Below are 19,175 nucleotides of genomic sequence, written 5' to 3'. Positions count from 1 at the left end.
CTACCTATAGGCCGGAAAATCTCAGGTACCAATCAACAATCTGCTCACCCCATAGCATAGCAATCCAGCCTGCACCGGCCAGATAAGGACCAAAGGCAATCGGCAGATTGCGATCCCGTCCAACCGCCAGGCTCCAGGAAATACCCGCTATAGCACCAACTGCGGCAGAGAGCAGAATTACCAGAGGCAGCATCTGCCAGCCAAACCAGGCCCCGATAGCTGCGAGTATCTTGAAGTCCCCAGCTCCCATACCTTCCTTGCTGGTAACCAACTTAAAGATATGAAACACCAGCCACAAAGAAAGATAGCCAGCGATAGCTCCAATAACGGCATCTTGCAGTGGAACAAAAATACCCCAAAGGTTTATTAACAAGCCGCCCCAGAGCAGTGGTAGCGTAATGCTATCTGGCAACAACTGCTTATCGAAGTCGATACCGGTTAGTGCGACTAAAGCCCAAGTAAAGACGCAGCCCGCCAGCGCCTGCCAAGTAAAACCCAGCTGCCAAACCACTACTGCGGTGAGAATTCCAGTAGCCAACTCAATCAAAGGGTAGCGTTTGGAAATCGGCGTGCCACAGGAGCCACATTTACCGCGCAAAAGTAGATAGCTGACTACAGGAATATTTTGCCAGGGTTTGATTTCGGTTTTGCACTTGGGGCAGTGTGAGTTGGGTAGCACTAGATTAAAAGGCTTCTCGAGTTCTTCCTGTTCTTTGGTGTCTGGTTTAGTGTTGAAGTAGCTATAAAAATCTCGTTTGTATTCCCGCTCCATCATTATTGGCAGGCGAAGGATTACTACATTAAGGAAGCTGCCTATTATCAGGCCTATAATAAAAGCGCTGCCAAGGAGTAGAGCTGAGTGCAATACTATATTTTCCGGAACCATTTTATACTACTTTTCCTAGCTGGAATATTGGGAGATACATAGCAATAAGTAGGCCGCCAACAAGGACCCCCAAAATGGCCATAATCATTGGCTCTAAAAGAGTTGTGAGATTGTCTACCATGTTATCAACAGCCTCTTCATAATAATCGGCGGCTTTTTGAAGCATTTCATCCAGAGCGCCAGACTCCTCACCAATGGCTGTCATTTGGACAAGCATTACAGGATAGAGGCCAGAAGATCGGAGTGCTGAATTTAATGGGATACCAGTAGCTACAGAGTCCCTTATTTTGAGAGTTGCTTCTTCGTAAATACTATTGCCTGTTGACCCTGCTACTGACTTAAGAGCATCAATTAATGGTACGCCAGCGGCAAAAGTTGTAGATAGGGTGCGAGCAAACCTTGCTGAAATAGAGTTATAGGCAATAGTGCCCAGAATTGGAAGCTTGAGGATTAATTTATCAAAAAACTCTGCAACTTTTCTGCTGCGCTTCTTTGATTCTATGATTCCAGCAATTGTAAAAGTAATGGCGAATAATGCTATTAACCAATTACTTTGCATCCATTCAGACATTTTGACAACTATTTGAGTAAAGTAGGGAAGATCTGAGCCAAAGCTAGAAAAAGTTTTAGCAAATTGAGGTACAACTTTAATTAAAAGCAATGAGGTTACAATGACAGCTACGATAATAACTGCAATTGGGTAGGTCATTGCTTTTTTGATTTTAGCTTTAAGTGACTCAGATTTTTCTTTATAAGTAGCTATGCGGTCCAACATTGTCTCTAGCGCACCGGACTCCTCTCCAGAGGCAACTAGATTGCAAAAAAGGTGATCAAAATATAGAGGGTGTTTACGTAGGGCGTCGGCAAAGGCTGTGCCAGAAGATACTTCATCCCGGATCTTGTAAATCAGCTCTTTCAGACCTTGGTTGTCTAGCCCGTCAGCCACAATCTCAAAACTCTGTACCAGAGGTACACCAGCTTTCATCATCGTAGCCATTTGTCGAGTAAAGAGGGCTATATCAATTGGTTTTATTTTTTTCTTTCCGTTACCAAATAATGGTTTAGGTTTTTTTTGAACGCGATTTGCAATAATTCCTTGTTTACGTAACTGTGCTTTCACCAAGGCAGGGCTGGCGCCATTGATCTCTCCCTGAACTTTGGCCCCCTTGCTATCTACACCTTTGTAGATATAGGTGATTGCTGTGGCGTTGGCCATAAATACTATTCCTACTTTTCATTTGCCTCGCAGGCATAGGCTGAATCTTTATGCTGGTATAAGTGCTTATACCAGCTGTTTAGCGCAGGGTAATATCGAGTAAAATTTCGAGCGCTATTTTTTTAGTAAGTAACTATTGTTTTAGTTGCCAGGTATGTTTCCCTTTTCTCCAGAATATAATTGAAGGGAGATTAATCTTTGGTAACCCTATTAGCCTCTTCCAGACTGATAATACCCATTACTACTTTTCGCAATGCTGAAGCCCTTAGGTTGTTAAAGCCTTCCATGCGTGCCTGGTCGGCGATTTGAATGGAATTGCCGCCCTCCATTATAATTCTGGATATGCCATCCGTGATGCGAACCACTTCATACACTCCTATACGGCCCTTGTACCCCTTAGAGCAGTGTTCGCAGCCAGCGGGCTGAAAGATAGTCCATTCGTTTTTGGGAATCGTAACTGAATCAAAGCCTTCTGCCTCTAGAACTTCCTCGGGTAGATTGACGGGTTTCTTGCATTCATTACACAGGCGCCTCGCCAGACGCTGAGCAATAATTATGCTGACTGAGGTGGCGATATTAAAGGTGGGTACCCCCATATTCATCAGGCGCGTTAGGGTTTCTGGCGCTGAATTTGTATGTAGCGTGGATAGCACCAAGTGGCCGGTCTGTGCTGCTTTGATCGCGATCTCGGCGGTTTCTAAATCCCGGATCTCCCCCACCATCACGATATCTGGGTCTTGGCGTAGGAATGAGCGAAGTGCCTCGGCAAAGTTAAGTCCTACTTTGTTGGAAACGTTCACCTGGTTAATGCCTTCCAGGTTGATTTCCACTGGGTCTTCCGCTGTGGAGATGTTTCGTTCCGAGGTATTAAGAATATTCAGGCCTGTATATAGAGAAACCGTTTTTCCAGAGCCTGTGGGGCCGGTTACTAGTATCATCCCCTGAGGTTGAGCCAGGGCATCCATATAGATCTTCTTCTGATCATCTTCATAGCCAAGTGCATCAATCCCCAGTTTTGCGGAAGAGGGGTCGAGAATTCGCAGGACAATCTTCTCACCCCATAATGTTGGAAGGCTGTTTACCCGGAAGTCGATAGCCTTGGTCTTGGATAATTTCATCTTAATGCGGCCATCCTGGGGTACCCGCTTTTCCGAGATATCCATTTTGGACATTACTTTCAGGCGGGCAGAAATTCTTGTAGCCAGTTGGATGGGAGGCTTGGCCACTTCATGGAGAACGCCATCAGTACGCAGGCGAACACGGTAGGCCTTTTCATAGGGCTCAAAATGAATATCTGAGGCTCCTGTGCGTATTGCATCAAGAAGAATCTTATTTACAAAGCGGACAATTGGCGCTTCGTCGCCACCAGGTTCGGTGTCACTTTCAGATTGCTCTGAACTATCGCTAACGTCGAGGGAGTCAAGTTCATCATCCTCTATGCCATCTAACCCAGCGCCTATGTCCTCATTGCTGGTGAGGTAGCTTTCTATGGCTTTGGTCAACTTATCGACCTCAACCAACACAGCATCCGTGTTCAGGCCTGTGTTGAAGTTAATTTCGTCAAGGCCAGCTAGATTGGTAGGGTCTGCGACTGCAACAAAGAGGCGATTTCCTCGCTTAAAGAGGGGAAGGGCAAAGTGCTTGCTGATTAATTTCTCATCGACAATTCCTTTGGGGATCATCTCGAAATTGTAACTTCCGAGATCAAATAACGGTGTGCCGAAAGTATGAGAGGCAATGCTGGCGAGTTCCCGGCTTTTTACCAGTTTGGCTTCCACGGCATGCTGCGCAAAACTTTGCCCTGCACGGTGGGCAGCCTTTAGGGCAGAGGCGGCGGTGCTTTCGTCTAAGAGTTGGTCGGCTACTAAGCGTTTTGCCAAGCCGCTGAGGGAGGAGCTAGTCATGGGAGAAACCACTGTTGCTATTGCTGCGCTCTCGATCTTATTAGAGATCTCTGCTGCTTAATTATTAACCTAATGATGTTTGAGGCAAACGATCAAAAGTAAGGCAAATATAGCGAATAATGCTTGTTGAGCCAATTGAAGGTATTGTTTGCTTTTTAAAAGCTCCTCTGATGTCTAAAGGTGACATTTTTTGTCAAATGATTTAGTTGGGTGTCAATAATTTTAAGTGATACTTGCATGGGATCAGGTGATAGTGATACGCCTCTCACTTGTAATGTTGCGGCTCTGTCTTCTCTTGCCAAACTTGGCACAAACCTTGTATCTTGTTTAGCGACTTCCTCACGGGATTCACATATTTAAATAGTCTGTATGGAGACGGTTACAATGAAAAAACAACAGGGTTTTACTCTTATTGAATTGATGATTGTAGTGGCAATCATTGGTATTTTGGCTGCAGTGGCTCTGCCGGCCTATGAAGATTACACTCGCTCCGCTTCTGGTCAGGTACTGGCAAGTGAAGCTAATGCAGTTAAAACCGCAGTTGCAATCTGCTCCCAGAGCAACGGCGCCGACCTCACTGTTTGCGATGCTGGCAATAATGGAGTCCCGGATATAAGTGGAGCCGTTACAGCTATCAATGACGGAGTTATTGATCTCGATCTGGGTGATCTGGATGGTGACGGTACCAACGAGACTATCCGAGTCAGCCCGGCTTTTGTACCTGGCACTTCAAGCATGACTTGGACTACTGCTAGCCTGGCTGGAACCGATGTGTGTAATAAGGGCTGGGTAGAATGCTAAATCATTCTGCTTAATAGCCACAGCTTTAAGTGTGAAGTTAGCAGCTTTTAAGTGAGGAAAGCCCCGTTTACGGGGCTTTCGCTTTTTTGAGAGCCTCTCCAGCAAAAGGCGTCTATTAGCAAAATTGTCTTACTGGCTGTAAATCCCAGATTGCCGAGATATGTGCCTCCTGCCTTTTTATCAGAAAAAAACAATTAACGTCAGTGGTTTATTTTTCTTTGTGGCAGGTATTGATGTGGAAAAGCGCATCATTAATCTAGTTTCCCGGTAGCCTGTCTGTGGATTGCTTTTTTCGTGGAGTATTCGAGCGAGTAGTGGTTTTGTGTGATTTGCTTCATAATGACTTTTGTGAATGCTTGATGTCCCAGGCGCTCTTTTAATTTTTTAATAAGTTTTTGACTTTTTATATTTTTATTAGGTGGCTTCGAAAGAAATAATTTTCCATCAAAATCTGTTTGTGGCTGATAGTTGTAAATTGGCTTTTGTAGGGAGCTACTGAGTCTAGCCAGGTAATCGAGAAAAGCGTAACCAAAGCATGCCTCTATTTCTGATAGAGGCGTAGTTAATAACTGACTTACCCGCTTAAACCCACGGGAATAGAGCTCCTCTATAGTTCTGTTATCGCACCCCAGCAGCTTACTGGGGGCGTGACTGATCCAATACTTCAGCTGTTTTGGTGTGGGTTGGTAAGGGGTTTGCTGTAGCCATTGGCGGTGCTCCGGTAATTGGCTGAGCAGTAGCGCTGCACTGGGGCTGTGACCAAGGCCCTGGCAATGAGCGATGTCCATTTGCGTAAGTTCCTGCTGCAGTTGATTCAACAGCGACCTGAGCCCGCCCTGTATATTTAAACAGTTGCTTAATTCGAGGTAGAGGTGAGGGGGATGGATATCCTCTACAGTTGCTGCCTTTACAGAAACCATAGGTGTATAGCTGAATCCCCATTGCGCCAGTTCCTCCAGCTGCCGTTGCTCTCTTTCCCTATCGCGATGCACTATCTGTAAACCTGGGCATATGTTACGAGCACTGGCAATGCTCAGGCCGGAGATGACTCCAGACTTGAAGGCGGCTTGATTTGGCTCCTCTATGATTTCATTTTCCACTATCGCCAGAGGCTGACTTCTCTCTCTTGGCGTTTGAGCGCGGGTGAATGCTTCCAGGGGAAGTTTAGGAAATCGAATACAGAGCCAGAGCATAAAGAGCCTTTTCTGCGCAGCTTAGTGCAAGATTTGGTGGGGTTGTTTGGGTGAGATGTCTGGATGTCTATTCAACTGTAGGCGTTGGCCACTGGGACCTCCGGTTTGGTTGAGCAACCTGAGGGCCAGCTGCTCCTGCCTGTTATCCAGTTGGAGTTTTAGTCTGGCCGGTGAAGGACGTGGGGCTTCTGACTGGGGGCGGAAGTGGAAGTGAAGACAGCCGCTTTTTTCGGCGGATTGCTGCAGGCGCTGCAGCTCTCGATAACTTATCGCCTGCTCGCCCTGCCAGCTCAAAACTGCGGAACAGCCTCCGGATTGTAGGGACTGCTCTATGGCCCAGAGGCAGTCTCGCTTGTCGCGGGGGTGGACTAATAATAGCTGTTCCAGTTGGATACCATGCTGGGCAAGTTCTGATGCACTGGGAGTAAATGGGGGTTTGATGAGAATCACCATCTCTCCCTTTTGGGTAAGTTCAGCGAGCATAGGGAGTAGGAGACTCAATGCGTTGGAGTTTGCCTGGGCTACAAGCAGCTCAGTAGTGCTACCGTGCGGCCAGCCGCGGTCTTTGAGAAGGGCATCCAAGCTGGTGAAACCGGTAGTGGTCCCTGCGTTTTGGGGTTCATTGGCTGCTTGGCAGGCCTTCTTGTCTCTAAAGTGTCGCAGTCTGATCGAGGAGCTGGCTTGGTTTTCCAAGTGATTGTTTTGTATGAAGTTTTTGGCTTTGTTCACATTGCCACCCCGCATTCTTGTCTCGGTCTTCAATCGGATCTAATCAGGTGACTGTATATATATACAGATTATTGTGGATTTATACAGTAGTTAGTGGTTGGCGACAAGGTCGAAAGGCGTCGATTGGCACTTTTTTGCACAGTCTAAACCGGCTATGATTCCGCCTCTTTTGTTGAGCACTGATTATTCTTTTAGGGGGACGGAGTGAGTATCAAGTCCGATAAGTGGATTCGCCGCATGGCTGAGCAGCACGGCATGATTGAGCCTTTTGAGCCGGGCCAGGTGCGCCATGGCAATGATGGCGAGCGACTCATCTCCTACGGTACTTCGAGTTATGGTTACGATGTGCGCTGTGCTGGCGAGTTTAAGATCTTTACCAACGTGCATTCGGCTACCGTGGACCCCAAGACCTTCGATGAAAACAGCTTTGTCGATGTGGAAGGGGAGTACTGTATTATCCCACCGAACTCCTTTGCCCTGGCGCGCACAGTGGAGTATTTCCGTATTCCGCGCTCAGTACTGACTATCTGTCTGGGTAAATCCACCTATGCGCGCTGCGGCATAATCGTCAATGTAACGCCGCTGGAGCCGGAGTGGGAAGGGCATGTGACCCTTGAGTTTTCAAATACCACTAATCTGCCGGCGAAGATCTACGCCAATGAAGGTGTAGCGCAGATGCTGTTCTTTGAGTCTGATGAAGTCTGCGATGTGTCCTATGCGGATCGCGGTGGTAAGTACCAGGGGCAGCGCGGCGTGACCCTGCCTCGTACCTGATACTTGGGTGATTGCGCAGCCCTAATTCATGAGTGATGTATCCCATAGCCAGCTGCCCAAAAGTGTCGATGTACTGATTATCGGCGCTGGGGCAGCGGGTTTAATGTGCGCCGCCACTGCCGGCCAGCGCGGCCGCAGTGTGCTGGTATTGGATCATGCCAATAAAGTTGGCAAGAAGATCCTGATGTCCGGCGGTGGGCGCTGTAATTTCACCAACCTCTACACCAGTGCGGAAAATTTCTATAGCCGCAATCCCCATTTTTGTAAATCTGCCCTGGCGCGTTATAGCCAATGGGATTTTATTGCATTGGTGGATAAGCATGGGGTTTCCTACCACGAGAAAACACTGGGCCAATTGTTTTGCGACAACAAGTCCAAGGATATTCTCGACCTGCTATTGGCGGAGTGCCGTGCAGCCAAAGCTCAGGTTCGCACCCGTTGTACCATATCCTCAGTAGAGTCGGGGCAGGGTGGTTATCGTGTTGAGACCAGCCTGGGGACGGTTCACTGTGAGTCCCTAGTCGTGGCTACTGGTGGATTGTCGATACCCACCATGGGGGCCACGGGCTTTGGCTATGATATCGCTCGCCAGTTTGGGCTCAATATCATTCCCACTCGTGCGGCCTTGGTGCCCTTTACCCAGCACAAGCGCCATTTGGAGCGACAGGGTAGCCTACCGGGCAGCTCGCTTAGTGTGACGGCCTCCTGTGGTGAGGGTAGCTTTCACGAGCAGATGCTGTTTACTCACCGAGGCTTAAGTGGACCGGCAGTGTTACAAATATCCAGCCACTGGCGCGAAGGCGAAAAAGTGACTTTCGATCTGGCCCCGGATCGTGATCTGGCCGATTGGCTGCAACAGCGCCGCCGGGAGAGCCCGGAGATTCACTTGCACAGTGTTTTGGCTGAGCTTTGGACTAAGAAGCTTGTGCAGTTTTTCCTGCAGCGGCAGCATATCGACAGCCGTCCCCTCAAGCAGTTTACTGAAATAGAGCTGCAGGAACTCGGAGCTAAGTTGCAAGCCTGGACGCTGGTTCCCGATGGCACCGAAGGCTATCGCACTGCAGAAGTTACCCTCGGCGGCGTAGATACAGATCAGATTTCTTCGCGTACTATGGAGTGCAAAACCCAGCCAGGGCTGTATTTTATCGGCGAGGTGCTGGATGTGACTGGCTGGCTGGGGGGCTTTAATTTTCAGTGGGCCTGGGCTTCTGGGCACGCGGCGGGGGAGGTCGCCTAATTGTTTTGGTACAATAAAGTTCGCACACTGTAGAAAAAGTTTGCACAATAACTAAGTTTGGAACAATAAAGTCTGCACACTAGGTTACCATTCCCTAAAGGTATGAAGAATGGAGTGACTTTTGTGGCACGGGGTAGACGACTAGAGACATTGGCTGATTTTCAGCGGGCCTTAAAGAACAAATATGGGCTAGGTGAAGGCGATAACTATAAGCCCTGGCTTCGAGTGCAGGATGTTAGGTCGTACGGCAACAGCGGAAAAATTCAAGGGCTTAAATCCAACCGGGAGCATCATACGCTCTCTGAGCATGAAAGTTGCTTCTTTTATCTCAGCGAATTTTGCGATTCAGTAATCGATATTCGCGAACAGTTCCCCCTCCTTCCATTAGACCTGTCAGTTAAGATTGCAAAAATCCTCAATATTGATCATCCAACAGTAAAGGGCTCGAGAGGGAGCGTACTTAATGTCATGACGACAGACTTTGTGCTCACTCGCTCCGATGGCGTCAATAGTTGGTATGAGGCGATCAGCGTAAAGCCTGAGAGTCAACTGGGTGACAAGCGGACGGCAGAAAAGCTTGATATTGAGCGTATCTGGTGGCAGCAGCAGCAAATCCCATTCTATGTATTTGTAATGACTGAGAGAAACAAAATACAGTCAAAAAATATTCAATGGTTTACGGCCCCTTCTCGCCAGGGGTTGCAGTTTTATGATTCACTAATGAATCAAGCTGTGACTTTACTCTCCACAGGAACTGTATTCATAGAAGATATTTGTAATAACTTCATCCAAAAGTTAAATGTTGAATATGATTATGCATTACCACTCTTAAAAATGGTTATCGCAACTAAGCTAATCGAAGTTAATCTTGATAAGCCGATTGCAGATACTGGAATTCTTGAAATAATGGCAATACCTAGTCCTGGTAAGGATGATAAGTATGCAAGTTGAGCGAAACAGTGTTTGGGAGATCAGCTGTATTGATGGTTTTAAGAGTGGAAAGTATCGCGTACTAGAACATTTTCCAAAAGACTCCTTATTAGCATTGTTTCTATTGCACGAAGAAGCGGCCCTCGAACGGCCCTTAAAAATTTCAATAGCTGAATTTGAAAAAGCTCACGATGAAGGTCGAGTGAAAGAAAGTTCTTTTCCAATTCCCTTTTATCAACTATCTGCAGAAGAAAATATCCCCAAAAAACATCTCACTAAGAGAGATTATCGTTTTTCGTTAATTGAGGATTTAATTTCGGAGTCATCTTTGCTACCAGATTTACTCTTAAACCAAAGAAGTCGATTGATTTCGGGGCATGCGAGAAAATTAGGAGTGAGTACTCAAACTCTCTATCGGCTTCTTAATTTGTTCTGGAAATATGGGCAGGAGCGTAATGCCTTACTACCATCCTATCGTTATTCTGGAGGCGCGGGGAAGTCCAGGGTTGCGGGAAAAGTTAAGCGTGGTACACGTACTCAGCTATCTACACCTAGTTTATCAGTCCCAGTCGGAGTCAATACGACTGAAGATGATAAAGTAAAGTTTCTTAAAGCAATGAAAAAGTATGGGCTTAAAGGACAGAGGTCAAAATTTAGCCGAATTTATGATCATATGTTAAAGGAATTTTACTCTGAAGAGTTGATTCTTGCGGATAGGCAGCAACGATATGCCAATGTGCCAACCTATCGTATGTTTCTATACTGGGTCAAAAAACTAGTTCCTAAAGATGAGTTAATCAGAAAGCAAACAACTCAGGGTGACTTTAATCGTAATCATCGTGGGCTTCGTGGTTCTGCAACGGATCACACCGAAGTGCCTGGGAGTTGTTTTGAATTGGACGCCACCGTTTTGGATGTCCACGTAGTATCGGAATTTAGGAGGAACCACGTTCTTGGGCGGCCGACGGTCTACTGTGTTGTGGATAAAGAAAGTCGAATGATTGTCGGCCTTCATGTTTCTATGGAGTATGCATCCTGGCGAGCAGGACGCCAAGCTCTTGTCAACAGTTTTACATCAAAGAAAACGTATTGTGCGAGATTTGGATTAGAGATAGAGGAAGAAGACTGGCCGTGCAATCATATCCCGCAGCGGTTACTTTGCGATCGTGGTGAGTTTATCTGTAAAAATGCGGAAAAGCTTGCAGTCCCACTGATTGGCCACTTGAGTATAGCTCCTCCATACCGAGCGGAGTTGAAGGGGATTGTCGAAAAGCGTTTTAGTATTCTAAACGATAAGCTTGTACATGAACTCATGGGAACGACTAGAGGCAGACAATATGTAAGGGGTGACAAAGATCCTAGATTAGATGCAGCTCTTACGTTACCTGAAATAACAAAATTGTTAATAGATGCAGTCCTGGAGCATAACAGTTCATATTTTGAAAGCCTAGCGGCACAGTCAACGCTGTTAGTTGAATCGGATATTCTCGCTACTCCATTGAATTACTGGAAAGTTCATCTCGAAAAGCATCGCCATGCTTTAAATAAAGCAAATGAGGCTGATGTTCGGGCTCGACTATTGCCTTATGAAAAAGTATCAATGACGAGTGAAGGAATCAGATTAAATGATTCTATGTACTACGAATGTGATCATCCAGATTTCGAAAGTTGGAAGGTGATTGCTCGAGGAAGCGGTAGCTGGATTATGGAAGCTAGAATTGATCAGGACAATTCATCGTTTATCTATGTGAGATTGCAAGAGTGCGAAGGTTTTACTCGTTGTTCACTTGTCCATAAATCAGCCAATCTAAAAGAAAAGCATCAAGCTGATGTTATGTTTTTTGAAGATTGGAAAAAAATTAATAAGAAAGTTTTTCAGCCGAAAGCAAAGTCGATAGAGCGGCATAATCGTAGGAGAGAAATCGTAGAAAGTGCGAAAGACAGCGCCAATAGTGCCCCACCACTTTCTTCTAAAGTTGAACGCATACGTGGCATGAAGAAGAGAAGAAAAAAGGAAATTCTTCAGAGGCGAGTATCTGGTGATGTCGCAGAAGATGTTCAACCTAATAACGATAACTCTACTTATTTGAAGGAAATAGGAATTAATAAAGCGGAAAGTGTGGTGTCATTGCTCAAGCGAAAGAAGGAAAGAAATCAATGAGGATTAATAAAGCGAAGTACCAAAGAGCGATCCTTCCTGAGCATCGTGGAAATCCACTAATTGAAGCTCTCCCAAGAAAGTTGGAGCTCCATGAGTTGGGAGAAAAGTTAAGTTACTACCCCAATCGGTCCGTGGAGGAAACCAAATTGGAGCCATTAGAACGCTTAGAATATTTAAGCCGCTTAAAGGCTCTCAGGCAACCACAGGCTATCTATTTAGCAGTTTTTAGAGCAATTGAGATAGCCTTAAAAGAAGGTTACTCCGCTAAGTGTCCTCTATCTCCTACGACTATGAACTACCTTCATTACTCTCTTGAAGATCGGCCAAAGATTGAACCGAAAACTGGTTTTTTTAAGCCAAAGGGTTGCGGGATCACAATTATTGGTGAGAGTGGTGTTGGTAAGACCTGCATGCTGGATCAGATTTTGGGTTATTTTCCTGATGTCATTGTTCATCAAAGATACCAAGGCTTTGCCATGCCTCTGCGCCAGGTGGTTTGGATGAAGATAGATTGTCCAGATGATTCTAGTGTGAAAGGACTGTGCCATAGGATCTTGGAGGAGTTGGATAGAAAGCTAGGTTTCTCACAGACAAAGCCAGCTAGAACTATTGCCCTCCTGATCGGTCAAATTGAGGCAAAAATTAAATCTAGTTTCTTGGGTATGCTCGTCATTGACGAAATGCAGAACCTAAAGCCAGGGAAAACCGGTGGCGGTGATAGACTTCTGAGATTTTTACATAACTTAGTTAACAACCTCGGAGTGCCGATTTTATTTTGTGCAAACCCGCCTTTTGATGATCTACTGAGCAAGAGTTTTAAGTCTGCAAGGCGAGCTGAAAATGGTGGTTATTTTGATATTAAGTTACTTGCGAATATTGAGGAGGAGTGGGGGTTATTTGTTGATGAGTTATGGGATCTCCAGTGGACTAATGTGGAAACACCCCTGACTGAAGAGCTTAGTGATAAGCTTTATAGTTTATCGGTTGGAAATATGGACCTTGCAGTTCGAATTTTTGCTGCTGCACAAAGATTACTGATCGGCTCATCAGATGAACGGCTTTCCGAGCAGGCCTTGGAAAAGGGGGCAAGTATCGCAATTCGAGCTACGAGAAGTGCAACAGAAGAGATGAGACGCAATCTAGAAATTTCTTACTTGAAAAGAGCTAGGCCACAAAGTCAAGTTCATAGCGTGAAACGTTCTGATAGTGATTTGGCGAAAAAAAGACCTGTCTCAACCCTTAAGGGTAAATTTGTTGAAATACCCGGAGATTTAAGTCGTCCTCACCATCCAGAGTTTGCTGATAGTCTTATAAAGCTAATTAATGCCGAAAACCTGGATGTTAAAATTCATGATCCTTGTTTGTTTCAGCGAGCCTCTGAGGAAGTTGATCCTGTTGATCTTTTAAAGAAGTCAGGTATTTTCTGTGAAAACCCGCTTACGGCTTTTAGTTAACTTTTGGATCTAAATAAGTGCCTATTGCCCCCCTTGCCAGACGAGTTGTTATTGGGGCGCTTGATACGTCACGTGACGATATTAGGGGAAGATACAGGGGAGTTTACTAAAAAAGTATTTGGTTCTAGCCGTGCATCAGTTCACCCATTTCTTACCTCAGGCCTTGCTCATTTCGCTGAGTTTTTTGGAGAAGATGCGAAATGGATTCTTTTCAATCAAACGTTAGCCCCCCTCTTTTTTTTCTATTTACCAGAGCACGCCGATAGACTTGAAAGTCTTCTCCTCGCCAATGATGGAGCTCGGGCGCTACGAGAAAGCCAATTACCGTCATTTGCTAGTGGGAATTCAATGTGCCTCAAATGGTGTACCTTGTGTGCACGCCAAGATATTGTTGACCATGGAGTCTCTTACTGGCATCGAGCACACCAGATTCCTGGGGTTACTGCGTGTGCTGCTCACTATGTGCTTCTTCAAAAGATATTGCTAAAGGACCGGCAAAGAATAATCAGTAGACTTCTACCAACTTACAGAGGAAGGAGATTGCCTGCAACAGATATTGAGGTCGCTGTTGCTGAATTTGGTCGCAGCCTCATGGAGCTATTTGAAAAGAGGAAAGAACCTTTAAATCTAGCTTTGATCTATCGACATCGATTGGCAGAGCTCGGTTTTATTACTAATAACGGGCGGGTACGTCGGCAAAGTTTACAGCAACAATTTTCTCTCGCTGTTGAAAGTTTTCGGGGTAGCACTTGTTCACCTCTTCCAAAAGGTAAATTTGATTTCAGATACCTTTCAGAATTGTTAAAAATTGAAGGAAGCCATCACCCATTTCGTCATTTATTATTTGGTGCATGGTTATTTAAAGAAGCCCGGGAACTACTTACTTATAGGCCTGTTGTTCAAAGTAAGACTATAAAGTTGGGTGGAGATAGAAATAAAAAGATTGAGAAGCAATGCCTGGCGCTACTTGGCGAAGGTCGCTCAATGGCTGAAGTGTATCGTTTAACGGGGAAGAGCCGGTGTTATCTAAAGCGCTTAGCGACTCGATATGGTATTTCGGTGAACCTGAAGCCCAAAAAATTGACGCCCAGCGTTAAATTGCGAATTATTCGCCTAGCGCGAGCATGTCTTCACCGAAGCTTGATCGCAGAACGTTGCGGCATTGGTATCGGCTCAGTAGAACAGGTAATTTCCAGTGAGCCCGGCTTGGTTACCTGGAGAAGGCGTTGCCACTGGGAGTCAAAGAGGCGTCGAAGCCGACTTCGTATTTTAAGGTATAGATTGGGGAACCCCAGCGCAATTCGGCGTGACATTAAAAAGGCTTGCAGCGAAGCCTTTTTCTGGCTTTACCTAAATGACTTATCTTGGTTGGAGTTTAATCTGCCACCACCTCAGCCAGTAAAAGGACGAACTGGATAATAGCTTCATTTTTAATGGCTTAGAGAAGGGTGCCATAAATTTTTTTATCAATATATATGTCCTCTGGGGTGGGTTTAAATGGTTGTGGTTTCATCATTTTTTGATTTTTAAAGGGAATTTTATAAGCCTCTTTTGTTACTTCTATAAAATTTTCTGCTGTTTCCCAATGTGCTGCCATAATGTAACGTAATATATTTTGCATATTAGCTTTGGCTTCACGTGATTTCTTGACTCTCCACAACATAGTTTCATGTTTCTCACAATATGTTCCATGGAGCCACTCAGTCGCAAAGTATGAAGTTCCAGTTTCACTTATTTTTTCTTCAATACATTTTTTGCAAAATCTAAGTGGTATCACATATCTATTAAGGGGTGGATGAGAGCAGTCAAATATATCGGGAAACATGTCATAGCGCATGCGATTGTAAAAACTTTGGCGATATCCTCTAGAGAAAGCGTAAGTCGATTCAAGGATCTCGAAGAGAGATTTGCGAGGAAAGAGGAAAAAATATTCTTTCTCTATATCTGAGATATAGGGGTACTTCCTCCAATCACATCCTCTCAGTACGCCGCTTATATCCCTAGAGCCTGCCAAGAATAGAGTTCTTAGAATGAAGGAGTGGAGGGATTCCGTTTTCGGTTGATCATATATTGAATACATAAAAAATAAATTAACATGTTTTCTCTTATGAGAGAAGAAATAAAAAGTTTCATCTGATGTAATTAGAACCTATTTTAGATTGCCTATGATGAAGCGCGGAGGTGATTGTTTACTACTAGTTGAGGGAGGGATTCTTATACGCTGCTAAATAAGGTATCAAATTAATAGAGGGTGAAAGGGTATAGTTTATGAGGGAGACTTTAGTGCGGTGTTCGTAGCAAGCCCAAGTTCCAAACATTGGTATATAAAAGCCTGGTTTTTGTTAATGGTATCGGGGTCAATGATGACTCTTTTCTTTGTAATTAATATGCTGAATAGTCAACTTTTCTCCGGCATCTCCACGGTAGGTATCTAGGAAATAGCAATTACCCACATTTGTTGGGGCGGGTACATAAGAGTGTCCCATGTACACTCTATCGATGCCCTTAATCTCGAACGGGCGAACCAATGGAGGCTCCACATTCTGCAGCTTTCCTATCCGATCTAGAAAAGCGCTTTTGTATTGCGACATTGTTCTTTTTTTATGCCCTAGTTCTAGTACATCTTGATATAGGTGCTTGGCTAATGATCTTTGCCACAACAGCAGCTTAGCCACCGCCATGATCTCAGCTTCTGCTAGCGAGGCCCCGTCCGACCAAGCGTCACTGATGTTTTCAAGTAGCGCCTTAACAAGCTGCCAATTACTTTGAGGTATATCAGCATGAATAAGTCCAACCTGGGCTGTGTCGCCGGTTAATTCTATAGCCCAGGGCCAGCTTCTGGCTTTTGTGACAATCTTTTGCTGTTTTTGGAAGGGGAGCTCGTAAAACCAAGATCCACCATTCGCGCAATGTAATTTACTGGCGTTGGAATCCTCAAGCCCTGCAATCATCATTGCTTCATGGTTGCCAAGGATGCTGATGTAAGTGTGCTGGTCGACCATCTCAATTAGTTTGGCGCTATCTGGGCCGCGATCAACAATATCACCAAGAAAGAATAAGCGATCAATACCGGGGTCAAACCTGAGTTTTTCCAGCTGAACCTGTAACTGGTATAGATTGCCGTGAACGTCACCGACGACGAAGTCTCTTCCTGTGATATTGCGGTCAAGCTTCCAATACGTACTCATAGTTGCTCGCCATTGCCCCTCTCCTTTTTTCTATTAGCAGTCAAGAGGAGGGTTTTCAGTGATTACTTGGCTGCCGGCTGGCTGAGGATTCTACTTATAAATGAAGTGCTTAAGTGATTTAATAGTGATTTACTAATATTTCTGAAGAAATCAATACTAAAGATCATCTCTAGGTTAAAAGAAATATGTTGGAAAGTGAATGTATTGGCATGTGCACTAGTATCTCTCAGTTTGGGTAGAATTTGCTATTTCGGGAAAGGACGACACCATATTTTGTAGTTTGACATAGGAATCCATGTACTACAAACGTGGATTCCTGTGTCAAGCTAAATTTAGCTATTCTTGAGCTTGAGATAGCTCACCAGGGCTAGAACTACAATACTTGAGGCCATCAAGCTGTAAATCAGAATCATCATAGAAGAACCGGCTTCAGTCCCAATTAACATGCTGTGCAATAGGCCCAGTATAAGGCCGGGTAAACTGAGGTGATGAAGCCAGGTTGAGATGCTTTTTTTGTTTGAGCGTATCGTGCCCACTATGGCTGTTCCGAGGAGCATCCAAAAGGAAATGGCTCCAATTGAAACACTGGTTTTATAGAAAGCATGGGAAAAGGAGGTATTAGGTCCTAGATTCCCACAATTACCGACACACTTGGCCGTAGCGAAGGAGACCAGCTGGCTGTAGGCTGGTTAGCTTCCACACAAACAAGCCAGGAACCCTATGGGAACCCATACCAACCAGCAGCCCCTGAAAGAACGATACCAGATCGAAGTCCTCAATGGACAGAACTATTCAGCTCATGCCATAGCGTTACAGCTGAATCGTTCCAATAAAACCATTTCGCGAGAGCTTAATCGCTTTTACCCTTAATGCGCCGAGAGCGCTCACCGACAGGCGTTGCAGAGGCGGCATGGGGCTCGTAAGTACACCAAGCTTGATTTCGCCATGAAGGTGTAAATCGACCATCAGCTAAAAAACGCTAGTCCCGAACAAATTGCTGGACGAATGAAGCTTGAGAAATGTGAAAAAGTGGTCAGTTGCTCAACAATATATCGCTGGATAGGTCGGCTTCATTGGAAACTGCGGCTGCCTCGGAATGGCAAGACTTACCGGAAGCGTACAGGCTCCGGGGCAGTAGTAAAGCTCATTTCGGAGCGTGTTGACATTGAAGAATGACCAGCGATCGTTGATGAAAATACCGAGCTGGGCCGTTGGGAGGCGATACGGTTTGTGGTAAAGATAGTTATCTTGTGACATTAGTAGAGTGAGTCTCTAGGTTGTTGATCACTCGCAGGGTGCCAGATAAGAGTAAGAAGACAGTAAGTCGTGCGATCAAGCAGATGCTGAAGCCGTATCAGGCAATATATAAAACGATAACCTTCGATAACGGAGGTGAATTTGCAGGTCACCAGTCGATCGCGCGTAAACTGGGATGCAAAATATATTTTGCAAAGCCCTATCACTCTTGGGAGTGCGGATTAAACCAAAACACTAATGGTCTACTGAGGCGTTTTTTCCCGAAAGGCATAGAAATTGGCAAGACACCCAAAAGCCGTATTGATGATGCAGTATTCCGAATCAACCCCCGCCCAAGGAAGGTATTAAATTACTTGAGTCCGCTAGAATTTCTGGCGGGTAAGCGTGTGTCACTTATGTTGGCAATCTAGGTTGTATCTAAAGGAAATGATACCCACCATACCTCCTATAGTGGCAGTTAAGTTACATATTTAAATCTCAGACTAGAGCTAGAGTTGATATTGCTATACTTTATCAGCTTAATTCTAAGGTATTACATTTACCTAAGCCCTTTGCTCGAATCCGTTTAACATTGATATTTATTAAATGACGGATCACGAAGCGAAATAGTAATTTCTTAATGCCAGTTAAATTACTTCCATAGAGCAGATAAAAATCATCAGGTTGCGTATAAACTCCGAAATCGTCTGCGATACCTTCTTTCTGTATAAATGTATCTTTATCCTCCCAGTCAATGGGTGGGTTTTGTAGGCATTTTGTGGCAATACCATAGCCTTTAAACTCAGAGCATTGATTACGAAACCCTTCTTGGACTTTGTTCAGGTATTGGCGGTCGATAATATATCCTTCAAGGTTGATCCACCTATCATTTGAATATACTTCAACCCAGCTGTGGATAATTCGTTCAGGTACGATATAGAATAGATAACTAGGTATAGCACCTTTCTGAAGGTCTTTAAAAATAGTAAATCCATGAATGCGTGTAGGAATGCCAACAGCGCGAAGCAAAGCCATTAGCAATGTTCCTTTAGTGTTACATTGTCCGTACCCGTCTTTCAGTACCCTGCTAGCTGGAATACGATCATCACTATTGTAACCAAATAAAATATCATCACGAACAAACTTATAGATGGCACCAATGGCGTCATACTGAGATAGCTTACGCCACTTCTTGTTTTCAATTAACATCTGAATGGTTTTATTCTCAAAGTCAAGCATAGGGGTTTCTGATAAGTATTCACTAGTAAGTGTCTTCATTCATTTGTTCTCCAAGGTAAGTTATAATGTGGGCATATTTAAACTCTGCCCTCTCGTATAATTGAATAAACCTCCTAAGACTTCACGAAAGCTCTCTTATCAAAATCATTCCTAAATGAATGTCGCATAGACTTTTATTTGGGTCGCTTATTCAAAGTTAACCCCCCACTTTCACGCAAGGTTAACAG

At 44.8% G+C, this 19,175-nt stretch carries 17 protein-coding genes; 9 read left to right on the top strand and 8 right to left on the bottom strand.

Translation table 11 applies throughout. The features are described from left to right. Nucleotides 1–4 precede the first annotated feature (4 nt). The 3 genes from ACJJJA_RS17775 to pilB form a co-directional block, all read right to left on the bottom strand. Nucleotides 5–886 (bottom strand): prepilin peptidase, encoded by an 882-nt coding sequence (locus tag ACJJJA_RS17775; RefSeq protein WP_444902937.1) that lies wholly within the window; start codon nucleotides 884–886, stop codon nucleotides 5–7. Nucleotide 887: 1 nt separating this feature from the next. Further along, nucleotides 888–2,102, bottom strand: a complete 1,215-nt coding sequence (locus ACJJJA_RS17770) for a type II secretion system F family protein (RefSeq protein ID WP_444902936.1) — start codon at nucleotides 2,100–2,102, stop codon at nucleotides 888–890. 191 nt (nucleotides 2,103–2,293) lie between these two features. Next, a complete protein-coding gene (gene pilB, locus ACJJJA_RS17765; protein ID WP_444902935.1) occupies nucleotides 2,294–4,006 on the bottom strand; it encodes a type IV-A pilus assembly ATPase PilB in 1,713 nt (570 codons plus the stop codon). A 384-nt stretch (nucleotides 4,007–4,390) separates the two neighbouring features. Between pilB and ACJJJA_RS17760 the strand changes: the two genes are divergently transcribed. Beyond that, entirely contained in the window at nucleotides 4,391–4,807 is a 417-nt protein-coding gene (locus tag ACJJJA_RS17760) for a pilin (RefSeq protein ID WP_444902934.1), read from the top strand. Nucleotides 4,808–5,058: 251 nt separating this feature from the next. On the opposite strand, the gene ACJJJA_RS17755 is transcribed toward ACJJJA_RS17760, so the two are convergent. Then, on the bottom strand, nucleotides 5,059–6,000 hold the full coding sequence (locus ACJJJA_RS17755; RefSeq protein ID WP_444902933.1) for a Y-family DNA polymerase: 942 nt from the start codon (nucleotides 5,998–6,000) through the stop codon (nucleotides 5,059–5,061). A 21-nt stretch (nucleotides 6,001–6,021) separates the two neighbouring features. Further along, nucleotides 6,022–6,729 (bottom strand): translesion DNA synthesis-associated protein ImuA, encoded by a 708-nt coding sequence (imuA, locus tag ACJJJA_RS17750; protein ID WP_444902932.1) that lies wholly within the window; start codon nucleotides 6,727–6,729, stop codon nucleotides 6,022–6,024. A gap of 204 nt (nucleotides 6,730–6,933) precedes the next feature. Here imuA and dcd point away from each other — a divergent pair, with 204 nt between their 5' ends. The 6 genes from dcd to ACJJJA_RS17720 all read left to right on the top strand — a co-directional run bounded on the left by dcd (nucleotide 6,934) and on the right by ACJJJA_RS17720 (nucleotide 14,704). Next, on the top strand, nucleotides 6,934–7,503 hold the full coding sequence (gene dcd, locus ACJJJA_RS17745; RefSeq protein WP_444900087.1) for a dCTP deaminase: 570 nt from the start codon (nucleotides 6,934–6,936) through the stop codon (nucleotides 7,501–7,503). Nucleotides 7,504–7,531: 28 nt separating this feature from the next. Continuing rightward, a complete protein-coding gene (locus ACJJJA_RS17740) occupies nucleotides 7,532–8,740 on the top strand; it encodes a BaiN/RdsA family NAD(P)/FAD-dependent oxidoreductase (RefSeq protein WP_444902931.1) in 1,209 nt (402 codons plus the stop codon). A 150-nt stretch (nucleotides 8,741–8,890) separates the two neighbouring features. Next, nucleotides 8,891–9,691 (top strand): TnsA endonuclease N-terminal domain-containing protein, encoded by an 801-nt coding sequence (locus tag ACJJJA_RS17735; protein WP_444902930.1) that lies wholly within the window; start codon nucleotides 8,891–8,893, stop codon nucleotides 9,689–9,691. Further along, nucleotides 9,681–11,831: a TnsB C-terminal domain-containing protein gene (locus ACJJJA_RS17730; protein ID WP_444902929.1), complete on the top strand. Its 2,151-nt coding sequence runs from the start codon at nucleotides 9,681–9,683 to the stop codon at nucleotides 11,829–11,831. Before ACJJJA_RS17735 ends, ACJJJA_RS17730 begins: the two co-directional genes overlap by 11 nt. Beyond that, complete coding sequence (locus tag ACJJJA_RS17725; protein ID WP_444902928.1) at nucleotides 11,828–13,285, top strand: ATP-binding protein; 1,458 nt, start codon at nucleotides 11,828–11,830, stop codon at nucleotides 13,283–13,285. The genes ACJJJA_RS17730 and ACJJJA_RS17725 overlap by 4 nt, the downstream gene beginning before the upstream one ends. 3 nt (nucleotides 13,286–13,288) lie before the next feature. Next, nucleotides 13,289–14,704: a TnsD family Tn7-like transposition protein gene (locus ACJJJA_RS17720; protein ID WP_444902927.1), complete on the top strand. Its 1,416-nt coding sequence runs from the start codon at nucleotides 13,289–13,291 to the stop codon at nucleotides 14,702–14,704. Between the two features lie 19 nt (nucleotides 14,705–14,723). On the opposite strand, the gene ACJJJA_RS17715 is transcribed toward ACJJJA_RS17720, so the two are convergent. Further along, nucleotides 14,724–15,110 (bottom strand): hypothetical protein, encoded by a 387-nt coding sequence (locus ACJJJA_RS17715; protein ID WP_444902926.1) that lies wholly within the window; start codon nucleotides 15,108–15,110, stop codon nucleotides 14,724–14,726. A gap of 532 nt (nucleotides 15,111–15,642) precedes the next feature. Continuing rightward, a complete protein-coding gene (locus ACJJJA_RS17710; protein ID WP_444902925.1) occupies nucleotides 15,643–16,473 on the bottom strand; it encodes a metallophosphoesterase in 831 nt (276 codons plus the stop codon). A gap of 720 nt (nucleotides 16,474–17,193) precedes the next feature. On the opposite strand from ACJJJA_RS17710, the gene ACJJJA_RS17705 reads away from it, so the two are divergent. Together ACJJJA_RS17705 and ACJJJA_RS17700 are read left to right on the top strand one after the other, a co-directional pair. Further along, nucleotides 17,194–17,343 carry a helix-turn-helix domain-containing protein gene (locus ACJJJA_RS17705; protein WP_444902924.1) on the top strand — a complete coding sequence of 50 codons (150 nt, stop codon included), beginning with the start codon at nucleotides 17,194–17,196 and terminating at the stop codon, nucleotides 17,341–17,343. A gap of 425 nt (nucleotides 17,344–17,768) precedes the next feature. Further along, a complete protein-coding gene (locus tag ACJJJA_RS17700; RefSeq protein ID WP_444905261.1) occupies nucleotides 17,769–18,140 on the top strand; it encodes an IS30 family transposase in 372 nt (123 codons plus the stop codon). Nucleotides 18,141–18,243: 103 nt separating this feature from the next. Here ACJJJA_RS17700 and ACJJJA_RS17695 read toward each other — a convergent pair whose 3' ends face one another. Beyond that, the gene (locus ACJJJA_RS17695) at nucleotides 18,244–18,987 is read right to left on the bottom strand and encodes a transglutaminase-like domain-containing protein (protein ID WP_444902923.1); all 744 of its coding nucleotides are present in this window, start codon (nucleotides 18,985–18,987) and stop codon (nucleotides 18,244–18,246) included. Nucleotides 18,988–19,175 lie beyond the last annotated feature (188 nt).

It is taken from the genome of Microbulbifer mixtoriginis (SeqCode) (assembly GCF_052466865.1).
The sequence above is the reverse complement of the archived record's forward strand: the minus strand, read 5'-3'. Positions and strand labels throughout refer to the sequence as shown.